Annotated in this window: 11 protein-coding genes and 1 tRNA gene; 7 read left to right on the plus strand and 5 right to left on the minus strand. The window is 69.1% G+C overall.

All coding sequences use genetic code 11. The annotated features are described in order from the left end of the window. Positions 1 to 45: 45 nt before the first annotated feature. Positions 46 to 1458 (minus strand): zinc-dependent metalloprotease, encoded by a 1413-nt coding sequence (locus ACT89H_RS00120; protein ID WP_445106400.1) that lies wholly within the window; start codon positions 1456 to 1458, stop codon positions 46 to 48. 127 nt (positions 1459 to 1585) lie between these two features. Here ACT89H_RS00120 and ACT89H_RS00125 point away from each other — a divergent pair, with 127 nt between their 5' ends. After that, on the plus strand, positions 1586 to 2611 hold the full coding sequence (locus ACT89H_RS00125) for a YlbL family protein (RefSeq protein WP_445106401.1): 1026 nt from the start codon (positions 1586 to 1588) through the stop codon (positions 2609 to 2611). 139 nt (positions 2612 to 2750) lie between these two features. Here the strand turns inward: ACT89H_RS00125 and ACT89H_RS00130 are convergent, their stop codons facing one another. Beyond that, on the minus strand, positions 2751 to 3332 hold the full coding sequence (locus tag ACT89H_RS00130; RefSeq protein WP_445106402.1) for a PPA1309 family protein: 582 nt from the start codon (positions 3330 to 3332) through the stop codon (positions 2751 to 2753). Positions 3333 to 3541: 209 nt separating this feature from the next. Between ACT89H_RS00130 and ACT89H_RS00135 the strand changes: the two genes are divergently transcribed. Continuing rightward, entirely contained in the window at positions 3542 to 6544 is a 3003-nt protein-coding gene (locus ACT89H_RS00135; RefSeq protein WP_445106403.1) for a UPF0182 family protein, read from the plus strand. An 82-nt stretch (positions 6545 to 6626) separates the two neighbouring features. On the opposite strand, the gene ACT89H_RS00140 is transcribed toward ACT89H_RS00135, so the two are convergent. Next, entirely contained in the window at positions 6627 to 7172 is a 546-nt protein-coding gene (locus tag ACT89H_RS00140; RefSeq protein WP_445106404.1) for a transglycosylase family protein, read from the minus strand. Positions 7173 to 7704: 532 nt separating this feature from the next. Between ACT89H_RS00140 and ACT89H_RS00145 the strand changes: the two genes are divergently transcribed. Both ACT89H_RS00145 and ACT89H_RS00150 read left to right on the plus strand, forming a co-directional pair. Continuing rightward, positions 7705 to 7778 (plus strand) — tRNA-Met (locus tag ACT89H_RS00145). Between the two features lie 790 nt (positions 7779 to 8568). Next, positions 8569 to 9375 carry a VOC family protein gene (locus tag ACT89H_RS00150; RefSeq protein WP_445106405.1) on the plus strand — a complete coding sequence of 269 codons (807 nt, stop codon included), beginning with the start codon at positions 8569 to 8571 and terminating at the stop codon, positions 9373 to 9375. Between the two features lie 212 nt (positions 9376 to 9587). Here ACT89H_RS00150 and ACT89H_RS00155 read toward each other — a convergent pair whose 3' ends face one another. After that, on the minus strand, positions 9588 to 10394 hold the full coding sequence (locus ACT89H_RS00155; RefSeq protein ID WP_445106406.1) for a nuclear transport factor 2 family protein: 807 nt from the start codon (positions 10392 to 10394) through the stop codon (positions 9588 to 9590). A 170-nt stretch (positions 10395 to 10564) separates the two neighbouring features. Between ACT89H_RS00155 and ACT89H_RS00160 the strand changes: the two genes are divergently transcribed. Next, positions 10565 to 11914, plus strand: a complete 1350-nt coding sequence (locus ACT89H_RS00160) for a TIGR01777 family oxidoreductase (protein ID WP_445106407.1) — start codon at positions 10565 to 10567, stop codon at positions 11912 to 11914. Between the two features lie 270 nt (positions 11915 to 12184). Here the strand turns inward: ACT89H_RS00160 and ACT89H_RS00165 are convergent, their stop codons facing one another. After that, entirely contained in the window at positions 12185 to 13030 is an 846-nt protein-coding gene (locus ACT89H_RS00165; RefSeq protein ID WP_445106408.1) for a MerR family transcriptional regulator, read from the minus strand. A 688-nt stretch (positions 13031 to 13718) separates the two neighbouring features. On the opposite strand from ACT89H_RS00165, the gene ACT89H_RS00170 reads away from it, so the two are divergent. Next, positions 13719 to 14330, plus strand: a complete 612-nt coding sequence (locus tag ACT89H_RS00170; protein WP_445106409.1) for a lipocalin family protein — start codon at positions 13719 to 13721, stop codon at positions 14328 to 14330. A gap of 151 nt (positions 14331 to 14481) precedes the next feature. After that, a complete protein-coding gene (locus tag ACT89H_RS00175) occupies positions 14482 to 15807 on the plus strand; it encodes a cryptochrome/photolyase family protein (RefSeq protein ID WP_445106410.1) in 1326 nt (441 codons plus the stop codon). Positions 15808 to 15943: the final 136 nt, after the last annotated feature.

Here is a 15943-nt window from a genome sequence, read left to right on the forward strand (position 1 = left end):
AAATCCTCGGTTATCCACAGGATTTCGCGTCATCCACAGCCTGGTTCAGGAGGATGCGCCACCCTCTTTGCCGAGGTCGGGCCCGGATTCATCGTCCTTTTGGTCCCGGGCGGCCCGCTCGCGAGCCTCGGTTTCGGCCAGTTGCGCGAGCGGATCGTCGAACGCGGTGGCGCCGCCGCCGATGACCGAGTCGATGAAGCGGGCGGGGGAGTCCAGATCGTCGGAATCCGGCAGCAGGTCGGGGTGGGCCCACACGCGGTCGCGGGCGGTCATGCCCGCGTCGTCGGTGAGCCTGCGCCATAGTGCCGCCGCCTCGCGCAGCTTGCGCGGACGCAACTCCAGGCCGACCAGCGTCGCGAAGGTCTGCTCCGCGGGACCGCCGGTGGCGCGCCGCCTGCGCAGCGTCTCCGCCAGCGCACCCGCGCCGGGCAAGCGGTCGCCCACCGCGTCGGCGACGACCACCTGCACCCAGCCCTCGATGAGCGCCAGCAGCGTCTCCAGCCGTTCCAGCGCCTGCTTCTGCTCGGGCGTGGTCTGCGGCTCGAAAGTGCCCTGCGCCAGGATCTCCTCGAGCTTCGACGGATCGGTCAGCGACATCGGGTCGATGTTCTGCGCGGCCTGCTCCATCGCGGAGAAGTCCATCCGAATGCCGCGCGCGTAGTCCTCGACCGCGCCGAGCACCTGCTGGCGCAGCCACGGCACGTGCGCGAACAGCCGCTGGTGGGCGGCCTCCCGCGCGGCCAGGAACACCAAGATCTCGCTTTCGGGCTGCTCCAGCCCCGCACTGAACTCCGAGATCGCCGCGGGCAGCAGCGCCGCTGTGCCGGTGGGGCCGAGCGGAAGACCGATGTCGGTGGAGGTCAGCACCTCTTTGGCGAGTTGGCCGAGCGCCTGGCCGAGCTGCGATCCGAAGGCCAAGCCGCCCATCTGGCCCAGCATGCCGACCATCGGCGCGGCGAACTGCCTGGCCTCCTCGGGCAGCGCCGCGGTCCACATGCCCGAAATCTGCTCGGCGACCGGGTCGCACAGCCGCTGCCAGGTGGGCAGGGTCTGCTCGATCCAGTCGTTGGCGGTCCACGCGACCGTCTTGGTGGCGCCCGCGGGCAGGGTGGTCGCATTGTCGAGCCAGAGTTCGGCGAGGTGGGTGGCGTCGGCCACCGCGCTCGCGGCGCCTGAACTCACCGGGGCGACGGTCGAGCCGAGCTGCTGGCGGGCCAGCCGTTTGGCGAGGTCGTAGTTCACCGGCCCGGCCTGCGTCGAGCCCGGTCGGCCCATGCCACTGAGCATCTGGCCGAGCGAGGTCAGCATCTGCCCGAGTTGCGCCGGGTCGAATCCGCCCGCGCCGGACCCACCGATGCCGAAACCGAACGGGTCGTTCGGGCCGGGCCCGCTCGGCTCGTCACCGCGCTTGCGATCGTCGTCGTCGCGGTTCGAGAATCCGAAGGGGAGGTCGTTCATGCCCTTTACGTTACGCGTGTAGCACAGCATCCCTCTGTTCGCGCGGCGCGAAACCGGCGGCGGCGCGCCCGGGCGAAATGACCGCCTTCGGCCACTCGCGCCGCGGGCGGTCACTACTGTGGTCCAGGTGAATCGTCGGATCCTCACCCTGGTGGCCGCCCTGATCCCGGTGCTCATGCTCGGTGTCGTCGGCAGCGTGCTGACTGTGCCGTTCGTCGCACTCGGGCCCGGCCCCACCTTCAACACCCTCGGCACGGTGGACGGCAAGGACGTCGTCGACGTGCAGGGCACTCAGGTCGATCCGACCACGGGCCATCTCAACATGACGACAGTGTCGGTGCGGGACGGGCTGAGCATTTTCGAGGCGTTCGGATTCTGGGCCAGCGGCAAGCACGGCCTGGTGCCGCGCTCAGAGGTCTACCCGCCCGACGTCTCGCGGGAGGAGATCGACAAGTCCAACCAGGAGGACTTCAAGAACTCCGAGAGCAACGCCGAGGTCGCCGCGCTGCACTACCTGAACCTGCCGACGGTCGTGCTGCTGCGCAAGGTGTCCGACGACGGGCCCGCTCATGACGCGCTGCGCGCGGGTGACGAACTGATCAGCATCAATGGCACGCCGGTGGCGACGCCCAAGGACGTCGTCACGGCGGTCGGGTCCCAGGCGCCCGGCAGCACGCTGACCGTTGTGTTCCGGCGCGATAACGCCGAGCAGACCGCGACGATCGTGCTCGGCGCCCGCCCCGACGACCCGGCCAAGGGCTACCTCGGCGTGACGCCGGGCGAGGGCGCCCGGCCGCCGCTGGAGGTCGCGTTCAACCTCGCCGACATCGGAGGCCCCTCGGCCGGCCTGATGTTCAGCCTGGCCCTGATCGACAAGCTCTCGCCCGGCGAGCTGGACGGCGGCAAGTTCGTGGCGGGCACCGGGACCATCGATCAGGACGGCAAGGTGGGGCCGATCGGTGGCATCCAGTACAAGATGATGGCCGCGCGGGACGCGGGGGCGGAGACCTTCCTGGTCCCGGCCGCCAACTGTGCCGAGGCCAAGCAGCGGACTCCCGACGGCCTGCGGTTGGTGCGGGTTGAGAACCTGACCGGCGCGGTGCAGTCGCTCAACGAGATCAACACCGGCAAGGAACCGGTCAGCTGCGGGTAGCGCCGGACCGCGCGGCGGCGGACGACCCGCGACCGACGCCGGGCGAGCGAGCCGTGGTCGGCACCACCGCGGGGTGATCCACCCCGGAATGCCGCGACGCCGAGGCAGCGCCGTTCCGCGGTGCCGCACCGGCGGCATGTCACTCGAGCGTGTGGTGCAGCGCCTCGACCAGGTTCGGCGCCAGGTTGGGGTAGGTGCGCAGGTCGAGGTCGCCGAAATCGTCCGCGTCGTCCTCGGGGCGCAGCTGCAACAGGCACAGCGACGCGCCGTCGCGCAGCACCGCGGCGAACAACCGGGCCTCCCGGCGCTCCGGGTGCGCTTCGGCGGCGGCGCGCGCGGCCGCGTCGGCGGCCTCGTGGTCGGCCAGCAGCGGGGCGAGCGCGTCGTCGAGCGTCGACTCCGCGTCCGGCGGGAGCACCACGATCTCCTGCACCAGCACACAACCGCGGACGGCGGGCGGCCAGCTGGTCGTGGCCAGGAATTCGTCCAGGGCGATCGAGCCGCCGGTGATGTCGTCCGGGAACGCCTCCTGGGCCACCGGCGTCAGCTCGTCGCCCTCATCGAGCTGATCCTCCAGTTCCGGTTGCGCCGCCACCAGCTCCGCGGTCGGCACCAGGGCGAACATCTGCGGGGGACGCCCCCAGCCCTCGGCATCGACGAATTCCGCCACCTCCCGGACGGATCGGGCGAGGACTAGTTCGGCGTGCAGGTCTGCGGTCACGCGAACATCCAATCAAACCGCCGACGGCGACAGCCGGAAGCCCGGACAAACGGTTCCCGGCGCGGCAAGCGCAACCCTGCCAGCTGCATGGTGTCCGATTTCCGTAGAGTGGGCCGAGACGGTCCGGAAGGACCACCCGCAACATCCGACTGCGGCGCATCGGCCGGGCGTATCGGTGCGAGCGTCGCCGGACCTTGGAGAGTGGCATCGTGGGCATGCGGCCCCCCACCGGCTTACCTTCGCTGTCCCGACGCAGCCGTGTGCTGCTGGTGGCTGCCATCGTCCTCGCGGCGTTACTGCTGCTCGGGCCGCGGTTGACGGACGCCTACACGAACTGGTTGTGGTTCGGCGAGGTCGGCTTCCGCAACGTGTATCTCACGGTGTTGCGGACCCGAGTGCTGCTGTTCCTCGTCGTGGCGGCCTTCGTCGGACTGGTGGTGTGGCTGGCGCTGTTGCTGGCCTACCGATCCAGGCCGGTGTTCGTGCCGGTGGCGGGCCCGAACGATCCGATCGCGCGCTACCGCACCACCGTGATGAGCAGGCTGCGGCTGTTCGGCGTCGGCATCCCGGTGTTGCTCGGCCTGCTGTCGGGTCTGGTGGCCCAGTCGAACTGGGTGACGGTGCAGCTGTTCCTCAACGGCGGCTCGTTCGGCGAGAAGGACCCGGAGTTCGGTCTCGACGTCGGCTTCTACGCCTTCGACCTGCCCTTCTACCGCATGGTGCTGAACTGGCTGTTCGTCGCGGTGGTCATCGCGTTCTTCGCCGCCCTGGTCACCCACTACGTCTTCGGCGGGCTGCGGCTGAGCGGGCGCGAGGGCACGCTCACCCGCCCCGCGCGCATCCAGCTCGCTCTGCTGGCCGGGATCTTCGTGCTGCTCAAGGCGATCGCCTACTGGTTCGACCGGTACGAACTGCTTTCCAGCAGCCGCAAGGAACCCACCTTCACCGGCGGTTCGTACACCGACATCAACGCGGTGCTGCCCGCCAAGCTGATCTTGCTGTCCATCGCGGTGATCTGCGCGCTGGCCTTCTTCGCGGGCATCGTGCTGCGCGATCTGCGGGTGCCCGCGATGGCCGCCGCGCTGCTGGTGCTGTCCTCGATCCTGGTCGGGGCGGTGTGGCCGCTGGTGGTCGAACAGTTCTCGGTGCGTCCGAACGCCGCGGACAAGGAGAGCGAGTACATCGAACGCAACATCGCCGCGACCCGGCAGGCGTTCGGCATCACCGACGACAGGATCGAGTACAAGGACTACAAGGGCGAGAGCAGCAAGAGCCCGCTCGACGTACCGGTGGACGCCGCGACCATCGGCAACGCCAGGCTGCTCGACCCGAACATCCTCTCGCCCACCTTCACGCAGCTGCGCCAGCTGAAGAACTTCTACGGCTTCCCCGAGTCGCTGGACATCGACCGCTACAACCTCGACGGTGACGTGCAGGACTACATCGTCGCCGCCCGGGAGCTCTCGCCCGCGGCGCTGAGCGGCAACCAGACCGACTGGATCAACCGGCATACCGTGTACACCCACGGCAACGGCTTCGTCGCCGCCCCGGCCAACCGGGTGAACAAGCCGCCGTCGGACGATCCGAACGCCGCCGGGGGCAGCGGCGACGGCGGTTACCCGATCTTCATGGTGAGCGATCTGTTCACGCCCGCGGACAAGCAGCGGATCAAGGTGGACCAGCCGCGCGTCTACTTCGGCGAGCTGATCTCGCAGGCCAATCCGGACTACGCGATCGTCGGCGCGATGGACGGCCAGCGTCCGCGCGAGTACGACTCCGACACCGCGCAGTACACCTACACCGGCACGGGCGGCGTGCCGATCGGCAACTGGTTCAACCGCCTCGCCTTCGCGGCCAAGTACGCCGAGCGCAACATCCTGTTCTCCTCGGCCATCGGCGAAGACTCGAAGATCATCTTCAATCGCAGCCCGCGGGAGCGGGTGCAGAAGGTCGCGCCCTGGCTGACCACCGACGGCAACGCCTACCCCGCGGTGGTCGGCGGGCGCATCGTCTGGATCGTGGACGCCTACACCACCCTGGACAACTACCCCTACGCGCAGACCACCTCGCTGGAGGGCGCGCTGGAGGACAGCATCGACAAGAAGACCGGGCGGCTGCTGCCGCGCAAGGAGGTCAGCTACATCCGCAACTCGGTGAAGGCGACGGTCGACGCGTACGACGGCAGCGTCACCCTCTACGAGGTCGACTCCTCGGACCCGGTGCTGAAGGCGTGGCGCGGGGTGTTCCCGGGCGCGGTGAAGCCGGAGAGCGAGATCTCGCCGGAACTGCGGGCGCACTTCCGCTATCCGGAGGATCTGTTCAAGGTGCAGCGCGAGATGCTGTCGAAGTATCACGTCGACGATCCCCGAGAGTTCTTCACCAACAATGCTTTCTGGTCGGTTCCCGCCGACCCGACCACCGAAGGCGGGACTACCGCCAACCAGCCCCCGTATTACGTGCTGCTGGGTGACCCGAAGACGAACAAGCCCACGTTCAATTTGACCAGCGCGATGACCGGCTACAACCGGCCCTATCTCGCGGCGTATATCTCGGTGCGCTCCGACCCGGACGGGTACGGGAAATTCACGATTCTCCGATTGCCCACGGACACCCAGACATTGGGTCCGCAGCAGACGCAGAACCGGATGACGACGTCACCGGAGGTATCGCGGGAGAAAACGCTGCTGTCCAATTCGAACAAGATCAAATATGGCAATCTGCTGACCTTGCCGGTCGCCGACGGCGGCATCCTCTATGTGGAACCGTTCTACAACGAGCGCAACACCGGGCCGAACACGGCGACCTTCCCGCAGCTGTTGCGGGTGCTGGTGAGCTACCGGGACGAGGCGGGCAACGTCAAGGTGGGCTACGCCTCGACTTTGACGGACGCGCTGAACCAGGTGATCCCCGGTGCGGGCGCGCTGGCGACGCCGTTCGGCGGTGACTCGGGCACCAGACCCAAGCCCGGCACCACTCCGGCGCCCGCCGAACCGGGCAACAACGGGACCAGCAACGCCTCGATCCCGCCGCCCGCCTCGGTTCCGCCACCGGCGGCGGGATCGTCCGCCGCCAAGGACGCCGCGGCGGCCGAACTCAACCGCAAGATCGAGAATGTGCGAAACGCCATGCGCAGCGGGAATTTCCAGGACTTCGGCCGGGCGCTGGACGAGCTGGAAGCCGCCGTCAAGGCGTATCAGGACGCCGGTCGCTGAGTAGCCCCGCCGTCCGAACGGGGACAAGAAAGGCGCCGCCGATCATCGCGATGGCGGCGCCTTTCTTGTGGTGCGGGATGCGTCAGCGACCGAGAGAGTCGATCAACGCGCCGTTCTGGCTCAAGATCTGCTCGAACTGACCCTTCAGGCCGTACTGTTCGGCCAGTTCGCGCGCGGCGGACTCGGCCTGCTCGACCACGGATTGCGCCGCGCTCACGGCGGGCCGGGCGGGCTCGGGTACGGCGGGGAGTTCCTCGGCCGGCGCCAGCGTCTCGGGCTCGGAGGTGCCGGGGCGCAGGTACTGGCCGCACACCGGCCATGCGCCGGGGCCCTGGGTGGCGAGCACGTTCTCCGCCACGCGGATCTGCTCCGCCTTGCTGGCGGTGTGGGCCGAGCCCTTGCCGCCGTTGGCGGCCCAGGTGCTCTGCGAGAACTGCAGGCCACCGTAGTAGCCGTTTCCGGTGTTGATCCCCCAGTTGCCACCGCTCTCGCACTGCGCGACGCCGTCCCAGTCGTGGGTCGCCGCGGAGGCGGAAGCGGTGGAGAATGCGAACGGGACGGCAACAAGAGCGCCGGTGATGGCGGCGAAGCCGAGGGCGCGAGTGCTGATCTTCCGGTTCTCAGTCATGGTCGTTTCCCTCCCTGCGCCCGCCGGCACGGCGATCGTGCTTTCTGCCGTGTCCCTGTCCCCAGGTCGTCGGGGATCCTCGAGCCGCGGGACAGGGTCACCGGTGTTCGGCGGTTCGAGTTCGAGCCCGTCTCGGATGATCCGGGCCGTGGAGTGACGGTAACGAAGAATTCTCAGCAGATCACATCTTGATAACGCCGGAATTGCATGAAGCGAATAACTCGAATATGCGAGTTTTACCAGGTGGGAAACGCTGCCAACACACCCTTTCCGCGTGAAGTTATCGCATCGTTATGTGAGTGAGATCACCGTGAAATGGTGAATCAGATCACGTTTGAAGCGAGTATTCGATGGTCAATCTTGTGGGCGCGGTGCGGAAATATGTGCGGTGCGCCGCGATCGCCGGGACGTGGTTCCGGGTTCGGTGGCGGTCGGCGTTTCCTGTCGTGCGGTCTGTTCAACTTCTCGAAACCGCCTCTGAGCTGGCGATTTGCAGATTTCGCGAACCCGTGTGTAATGTTGTGTTTACCGACGCGGGGTGGAGCAGCTCGGTAGCTCGCTGGGCTCATAACCCAGAGGTCGCAGGTTCAAATCCTGTCCCCGCTACAAGGGAAACGGCTCCGGAACATTGGTTCCGGAGCCGTTTTACGTGGATCGGGTCAGCTATCGGTCCCGGTGGCGGCAATGCTGAGCGCGGGGCATCGCCTTTGTCTCCCAACTCGGCGGCCGGTCCGATGGTGTTAGTACTCGCTCGATAGTTGCGCGTCCGCGGCTACATGGCCTCGAAGCGGGCGATGCGTTCCGTACCGTGCCCGAGACGGTGGTGCCGATCCGGCGATGAGCAGGGCCGGGAAGTTGGCCGCCGGTGGACCGGGCGGCGGGGCTGTAGCGGCAGGTCGGCCGGAGTCGAACGGCGTGTGCGCCGCCGGTCGCAACCACCCGGTTCGGTTGCCGATGGTGGACGCCACGATCGATTCGCTGAGAGATGTCTGTGGCGCGGCGCGGCCCCCGTGGGGGATCGCGGAACGGACGTTTTGCCCTCTTGACTAGCGGCGAATGAGGAGGAAACTAGTTATTACACCGGAACACCGGGTAGGTGAGCGCACTGTCCGCTGAGACGTCGGTAGGCAGTGAAGACACCGAACCAGGATCCGGCTAGGCCCCCGGCAGCCAGTCGAAAAACCGGAGCCGTCAGCGACGACTGAGGCTTACGGAAACGACCAGACTACCGGGGACTGATCTGTGTAGGGGGTCTTCCGCCTGGTTTGCCAGGCTCGCGAACTGGACCAGGGCGCGCGGCCGAATCTGCCTGCTCCAACGGAATGCTGGTGGTTGACTAGCCGTGTGCAGGCTGTCCCGGCCGCACATTCGGCAACCCGTACCAGGAGGCACCGCAATGCCCACTCATGACGGAAGCTGGCCGGAGGGAACACCGTGCTGGGTCGACTGCCAGGTCGACGACCCGGCACGTGCCCGCGAATTCTACGGCGCACTCTTCGGCTGGGAGATCCAAGACAGCCCGCCCGAGGCGGGGGGATACCTGATGGCGATGCGCAACGGACGTGCGGCCGCCGGGATCGGACCCAAGCCCGAAGGCATGCCGATGCCATCGGTGTGGACCACCTACCTCGCCGCCGACAACGCCGACGCCATCGCGCAGAAGGTGACCGCCGCCGGCGGTTCCCTGATGATGCAACCGTTCGACGTGCTCGATGTCGGCCGCATGGTCGTCGGCGCCGACCCCACCGGAGCTGTTTTCGGGATTTGGGAGGCCAAGGCGCACAGCGGCGCGGGCATCTACAACGAACACGGCGCCTACTGCTGGAACGAGCTGCACACCAGCGACTACAAGAAAGCGCAGCAGTTCTACGCCGAGGTGTTCGGCTGGCACTACACCGAGATCGGCGACGGCGAGCGCTTCGTCTACTCCACGTTCAGCTTGACGCAGGACGGCGACGCCGTCGGCGGAGTCAACGACTCGACGAAGATGCCGGGCGACAACCCGTCGTACTGGCTGACCTGGTTCCAGGTCGGCAACACCGACGAAGCACTCGCCAAGGCGCGCGACCTCGGCGCCACGGTCATGTCCGGACCCGACGACAGCCCCTTCGGGCGCATGGGCATCGTCCAGGGTCCGCAGGGAGAAGTCTTCGGCGTCATCGATCCGACGACGACCGTCGGAGAACCGTCGACCGGCGCGTGAGTCATCCGGTGAGCGACAACCGAGTCGTTGTGCTCGGTTGTCGCGCTCGGTTGTCGCTCATCGGGAAACCGCCGGCTCAGACGGGGAGTTCCGGGCGGGCTCCGCGGATCGGGGCGAGCACGTGTGCCGGGCCCGACGAACCGGCTGGCCGGGCGGTGCGAGTCGTCCGACTCCGGCGTTTCGTGCCGCTCCGGACCGTGACTCGACTCGGATCAGACGGAATCGAGGTAGAACCGCAGACTCGCGATGCCGTCGCCGCCGGTCGCGAACTCCACGACCGCGACTCCGGGTACCGCACCGAGCCGCACACTCGCCGTGACGGTGCGTCCGGCGGCGATCACCTTGCTCCAGCGCATGTTGCGCGCCCGATTCGTGAATTCCTCCACCGACACCGGCGTGCCCGCGGGCAGTTCGATATCGACCCGGTGCCCGAGCAACGCACGCACACGGCTCGGGTCGGTGCGCGCTGCGGCGGCGAAAAGCCCGGTCGCAGTGCGCTTTCCACGACGGCCGACGCCGCCGAGTGCCCGCAGCATGCCCAGCGCCCCGCCGACGCCCTGGTTGACGAGCAATTGTGGTCCGAGCTTCAACGCGGCGGCCAGGCCCGGTGGACCGGTGCGCAGCAGCTGCCGGATCATGCCCGCCAGCTCCCAGTGCGCGGCCAGGTAGGCGATCTTCCAGGCGCCGTCCTGCTCGATCAGCCGGTAGCGCAGATGCATCGGGACGAAGACGGTGGCGCCGGTCGACATCGTGGTGACGATGGTCAGATCGCGTAGCACCGTCGGCGGATGGACCAGGTCCCGGTCGACCCGGAAGGCGATGGTGTTCGGCCCGATGAAGGTGTCGTAGAAGCGCTCGATCGCGGCGCGGCCGACGTGCGGGCGAGAGCCCACCGGGTCGTTGAGCTCCGCGTCGGAGGCGAACAGGCCGACCCACGCGAGCTTGTCGTGCGCCGCGACCGCACGCGGCGAGGCCTCGACGGCCGTCAGCAGCGCAGTGCCCGAGTGATCCAGCGGCATGGCAGAACCTCCGTCGACGTGAACCGGACTCGACACATGGTAGAACAAGTTCTAATTATGGCGTAGCCTTCCGAAGTCGTCGCCTGGGCGGGCTTCGCGGTGGCGACGTGGTCGGTGAAATAACGATGCGTAAACGACGCATCCATCCGGATTCGCGCTACAGTCGGGTGATGGGTATCGAGTACGCGAGCGTCATCGATCTACCCCGGTCCGAGGTGTTCGCCTGGCACGCGCGCCCCGGCGCCCTGACCCGCCTGGCGCCGCCGTGGCAGCCGGTGTCGCCGCGCGCCGAAGCGGACTCGCTCCGTGATGGGCAGGCGGTGCTCGGACTGCCCGGCGGCCTGCGCTGGGTAGCGCGGCACGACTTTCGGGAGTACGACCCGCCGCGCCGGTTCGTCGACGCCGTGACCATCGACGGAATCGGGTCGCTACCCGCCGGACTGCTGCCGTGGCGGCACACCCACGATTTCGAGGTGGTCGACGAGGCGCGCACTCGGGTAGTGGACCGGGTGGACGCTCCGGTGCCCGCCACGGTGCTGCGACCCATGTTCGCCTACCGTCACCGGCAACTCGCCGACGATCTCGCGGCCCACGCCCTGGCGGCGGGAGCGGGTTTCGTGTCCAAGACCGTCGCGGTGACCGGAGCATCCGGCACGGTCGGTTCGGCGCTGACCGCGTTCCTGTCCACCGGCGGGCATCGGGTGGTGCGGCTGGTCCGGCACGCGCCCCGCGCTGCGGACGAAAGGTATTGGGACACCGACCATCCCGCGCCTGATCTGCTCGACGGCGTGGACGCGGTGGTGCATCTGGCCGGAGCGTCCATCGCGGGCCGGTTCACCGCGGCGCACAAGCGCGCCATCGCAGACAGCCGAATCGGGCCGACCCGCGCACTCGCCGAGGTCGCGGCCCGGGCGGCGGTGCCGGTCTTCGTGAGTGCTTCCGCGATCGGCTATTACGGCGCCGACCGGGACGACGAGATACTGACCGAGCGGTCGACACGCGGTGCGGGCTTCCTCGCCGACGTGGTCGAGGGGTGGGAGGCCGCGACGGTTCCCGCCGCGGAAGCGGGGGTACGCGTGGTGCGCGTGCGCACCGGGATCGTGCAGTCCCCACGCGGCGGCACGCTGCGGCTGTTGCGGCCCTTGTTCATGGCTGGGCTGGGTGGGCGCATCGGCGACGGTCGGCAGTGGCTGTCGTGGATCGGGATCGATGACCTGATCGACGTCTACCACCGGGCGCTCTGGGACCTCGAATTGTCCGGTGCGGTCAATGCTGTCGCCCCGCAACCGGTTCGGAATGCGGAGTACACCACGGTGCTCGCGGGCGTGCTGCATCGGCCCGCGCTGTTTCCGGTTCCGGGGTTCGCTCCGGTGCTCCTGCTCGGCCGCGAAGGCAACCGGGAGGTCGCGTCGGCCGGTCAGCGTGTCGTGCCAGCTCGGCTGACCGAGGCCGGTCACCGGTTCCGTACCCCGGCCCTCGAACCGGCGCTGCGGCATCTGCTCGGCAGGTCCGCCGGCTGATGCCCCCGGCGGTGCTCAGGGGATGAACGCATGATGCGCTGGTCGAAGGGTCGCTCTGGATTCAGCCGGGGTGTCGTCGAACCGATCGGCCGCTGACCGTACGCGGCGAACAGGCTCGGCCGAACGAGATCCGCTGCTACGCGCACCGGAGGAGCGAATCGGAGGTATGCGTCGAATTTGCCCTGGCCGCCGGTAGCGAGCGGGTTCGGCGACGATGGTGTGCGCCGTCGAGGCATCCGACGACAGATCGGTCCCGGCGCCGGATCGCGCTCAGGCGAGCAGGTCGGCGGCGTCGACCAGGCTGTCGACGCGTTCCACGCCGTCGGGGAGGAAGACCGCCTCCCATCCGGGACCGCCGAGCAGAACCCGGGCCCCCGCTGCGAGGCAGGCACGCACCGCGGAGGTCAGTGCGGTGGACTCCTGCTGCGACCACAGCAGTACCGCGGCGGGGTGTTCGAACCGGGTCAAGGTGTCGGCGAGTGCGGCGGTGGGCACGTCGGCGCCGAGCATCCGGGCTCCGGCGCCGCGTTCGGCGAGGGCCGCGCGCAGCACTTCCAGCGGAAGCGAATGCGTCTCCCCGCTGGTGCAGGCCAGCACCACCGGCGTCGTCCCGACGGGGGCCGACGGCGGGTTCGTCCGGTGCAGCACCGAGATGACGCACCAGGACAGCAAGTGCTCCACATCGATGCAGCCCTCGCCGCCGAGCTGGCGGTCGACGATGTCGGCGAACGCCGGACGGCACAGCAGGTTCCAGGTGTCCACCACGCCGAACGCGCGGACGTGCGCTTCGATCCGGTCCGAGACCGCGGTGGTGTCCAACGCGAACGCCGCCTCCAGCAGCGATTCGGGGTGGCCGCGGGTGGGCGCGGGTCCACGCACCGCGGCGGCGGCTCCCGCCGGGCTCGCTCCCGCGCGGATCAAGGTCAGCATCCGCTCGAGCATGGCGATGTCGGCCTCGGTGTAGAGCCGGTGCTTACCCGGGCGGTGCTGTGGTGGGCCGATGTCGTAGCGGCGGTTCCAGCTGCGCAGCGTCGCGGTCGGGATACCGAGACGTTCGGCGACCGCGCGCACCGTGTATCCGGCCGCGTCGGACACGGGAACGGGACCGGCGGGCATCGCCCCATTCTGCCCGCCGCCGCCAGGATCCGTTCCACCCGGCCACAGGTCGGGACCCGGCGCGCGAACCCGACGATCAGCACATCCGGGTTGAAAACACCGTTGACCCAGCCGGGGTCGATCCGCGCGGCGACGCGACCTCACCCTGGAATTCCTGCCGGGACATTGGGCGCGGCCTTGCGGGCAGTCCGAGCACGGCGCGAGTGCTGGTCGCCGCGGTCAGTGGTGATGAAAAGCAGCGGCGGTGGGCCCGGCGCGATGGCATCCGCGGATCGGCGCGACGGCGATTCGCGCGGCAGCGGACTCGCGATACCCGGCCGGGCCGCGTTCACAATCGACCCGGCCACGCTGCTGCCCTGATTCCCGCTGCGCACCAGTACTGCGCGCCGCTGCGCGCGCAGGGACGGGGCCGGGAGGGACATCGGCGTGAGACCGGAAGCGAGTCGGGGCGTTTCGGCTGTGCGTACCGCGTCGCGGCATGCGGCATTCATCCAGCCGCACAGCTGCGGGATCATCCAGCCGCACGGCTGTGGCGGGAGGCCGGATCTCTGGGCACCCGTCCGCCTGTCTCCTGTGGTCGCGGGGTGGTACTCGGCGTTATCGATACTCCCGGAAAGAAACGCTTTGCATCGAATTTGCATCGTTCTATGCTGGTGTGGTCCGCGTCGCCGATTTCCCAGGAGTTGGCATGCATCGTCGAAATCTGCTGCGTACGTCGATCCGCCTGCTCGTCGGGGCGGTATCGGCGCTGTCCGGCACGGCGCTGGTGGCGGGAGGTGCGTCGGGGGAGCCCGGGCCCGCACCGGTGGCTCGCCTCGAACTGGATCGGTACGTGGGCACGTGGCGTCAGCTTGCCGCCGTCCCGCAGTACTTCAACCTGGCCTGTGCGCGCGACACACAGGCGAACTACGCGCTCGACCCACAGGGCGATATCGCGGTGCGCAACACCTGCACCACCTGGGCGAACACACAGAACGAGATCAACGGCACCGCGGTGGTCAACGATCGGGAGACCGGGGCGCAGTTGCACGTCAGTTTCCCTAGCGTGCCGACCCAGGACAGCCTGAACGGGCCGACCAACTACATCGTCACCGCGTTGGGCCCGGACTATTCATGGGCGGTGGTCACCGACCCGAGCCTGGTCTCCGGATTCGTCCTGGCTCGCGCCGTGTCGCTGGGCGCGGATGCCTGGCAGCAGGTACGCGCGGCGATCACCGCGGCGGGCCAGGACCCGTGCCGGTATCTGACCTCGCCGACGACGGGCGGTGAATCGCGCATCGTCCCGCTCTGCGTGGCGTGATGCGGGCTCGGCGCCCGGGAGGGTCGCGTCGTCGGCGGTATGGCCGAGCCGCCCGATGCCGCCCCGGCGCGGCCCGCACCGGCGCCGAGCCCGACCGCGCCATTCGACAAGGAGGCTTGAGGATGACCATTCGTGCCGGACGGCGGGCGCGATGACCGTCACGATCGCTTTGTTCACCCGCGACCTACGGGTGCGGGACAACCCGGTGCTGACCGGCGCGCACCGAGCGGGCGCCGCGGTGGTGCCGCTGTTCGTGCTCGACGACGCCATTCTCTCCGGCCGCTTCGCCGCGCCCAACCGCGCCCGGTTCCTCGCCGCAGCCCTCGCCGAGTTGGACGACGAGCTGCGCGCCATCGGCGGCGGCTTGGTTCTGCGCCGCGGTGATGTGGCCGCGGAGGTCGATCGCGTGGTGGCGCAGGTGCGCGCCGAGAACGTGCACGTCGCCGCCGACGTCAGCGGCTACAGCCGGCATCGGGAACGCGCGCTGCGGGCGCGTCTTTCCCGCCGCGGCTGCCTGCTGCACACGCATTCCGCCACCGTCACCGTCGCCGATCCGGAGATGCTGCTGCCCGCCACCGGACGCGACCACTTCGCGGTCTTCAGCCCGTATTTCCGCCGCTGGTCCGACGCGCCGCAACGCACGCCGCTGGGCAAGCCGCGCAACCTCACTGTGCCACGAGTGTCCGGCCTGCCGCTGCCGGACGCGAGTGAACTGTGCGCGGGCCCGACGTCGCCGCAGCTCGCCGTGGGCGGGGAGACGACGGGCCGGAAGGTCCTGCGCGACTGGCTGTCCGGACCGGTGCGGCACTACGCGCGCGACAACGACCGCCTCGCCGCGGACGCCACCTCGCGGCTGTCACCCTATCTGCATTTCGGCTGCGTGTCCCCCGTGGAGCTGGCGCATCGGGTGGACATGTCCACCCCGGGTGGGCTCGCGTTCGCCCGGCAGCTGGCCTGGCGCGATTTCCACCACCAGTTGCTGGCCGCCCGCCCGTCCGCGGCCTGGTCGGACTACCGCTCCCGCCCGATCCGCCGGCGCGACGACCGGCAGGCCCTCGACGCCTGGCGGGAGGGACGCACCGGCCACCCGATCGTGGACGCGGGAATGCGGCAGCTGCACGCGGAAGGCTGGATGCACAACCGGGCACGCCTGATCGCGGCCAGTTTCCTGACCAAGTCGCTGCGGGTCGACTGGCGGCTGGGGGCGGCGCACTTCCTGCACTGGCTGGTGGACGGCGATCTGGCGAACAACCAGCTCAACTGGCAGTGGGTCGCGGGCACGGGGACCGACACCAGGCCGAACCGGGTGCTCAATCCGCTGCGTCAGGCGCAGCGCTACGACCCGGACGGCGCGTACGTCCGGCGGTGGGTCCCGGAGCTGGCGCAGCTGCCCGGTGCGCGCATCCACCGACCGTGGCGCGAACAGGTCGATCCGGCGGACTACCCGGCGCCGATCGTCGATGTCGTCGGGATGTAGTGCCGGCCCCCGGCGTCACCAGGGCAGTTCGTTTGGCCGCTGCACGGCGTCGGCGACCGACTCGACGGCTCGCAGGACATTCGCGGCGGTTTGCCCGACCGCGCCCGCCGCACATCGAGACCAGTCGTGCGAGTGT

This window comes from Nocardia aegles (assembly GCF_052545135.1).

Coding starts and splice junctions, on each gene's coding strand:
- ACT89H_RS00120 (WP_445106400.1), bottom strand. CDS start 1,458: ATGAACGACCTCCCCTTCGGATTCTCGAACCGCGACGACGACGATCGC.
- ACT89H_RS00140 (WP_445106404.1), bottom strand. CDS start 7,172: ATGACTGAGAACCGGAAGATCAGCACTCGCGCCCTCGGCTTCGCCGCC.
- ACT89H_RS00150 (WP_445106405.1), top strand. CDS start 8,569: ATGCCCACTCATGACGGAAGCTGGCCGGAGGGAACACCGTGCTGGGTC.
- ACT89H_RS00155 (WP_445106406.1), bottom strand. CDS start 10,394: ATGCCGCTGGATCACTCGGGCACTGCGCTGCTGACGGCCGTCGAGGCC.
- ACT89H_RS00160 (WP_445106407.1), top strand. CDS start 10,565: ATGGGTATCGAGTACGCGAGCGTCATCGATCTACCCCGGTCCGAGGTG.
- ACT89H_RS00165 (WP_445106408.1), bottom strand. CDS start 13,030: ATGCCCGCCGGTCCCGTTCCCGTGTCCGACGCGGCCGGATACACGGTG.
- ACT89H_RS00170 (WP_445106409.1), top strand. CDS start 13,719: ATGCATCGTCGAAATCTGCTGCGTACGTCGATCCGCCTGCTCGTCGGG.
- ACT89H_RS00175 (WP_445106410.1), top strand. CDS start 14,482: ATGACCGTCACGATCGCTTTGTTCACCCGCGACCTACGGGTGCGGGAC.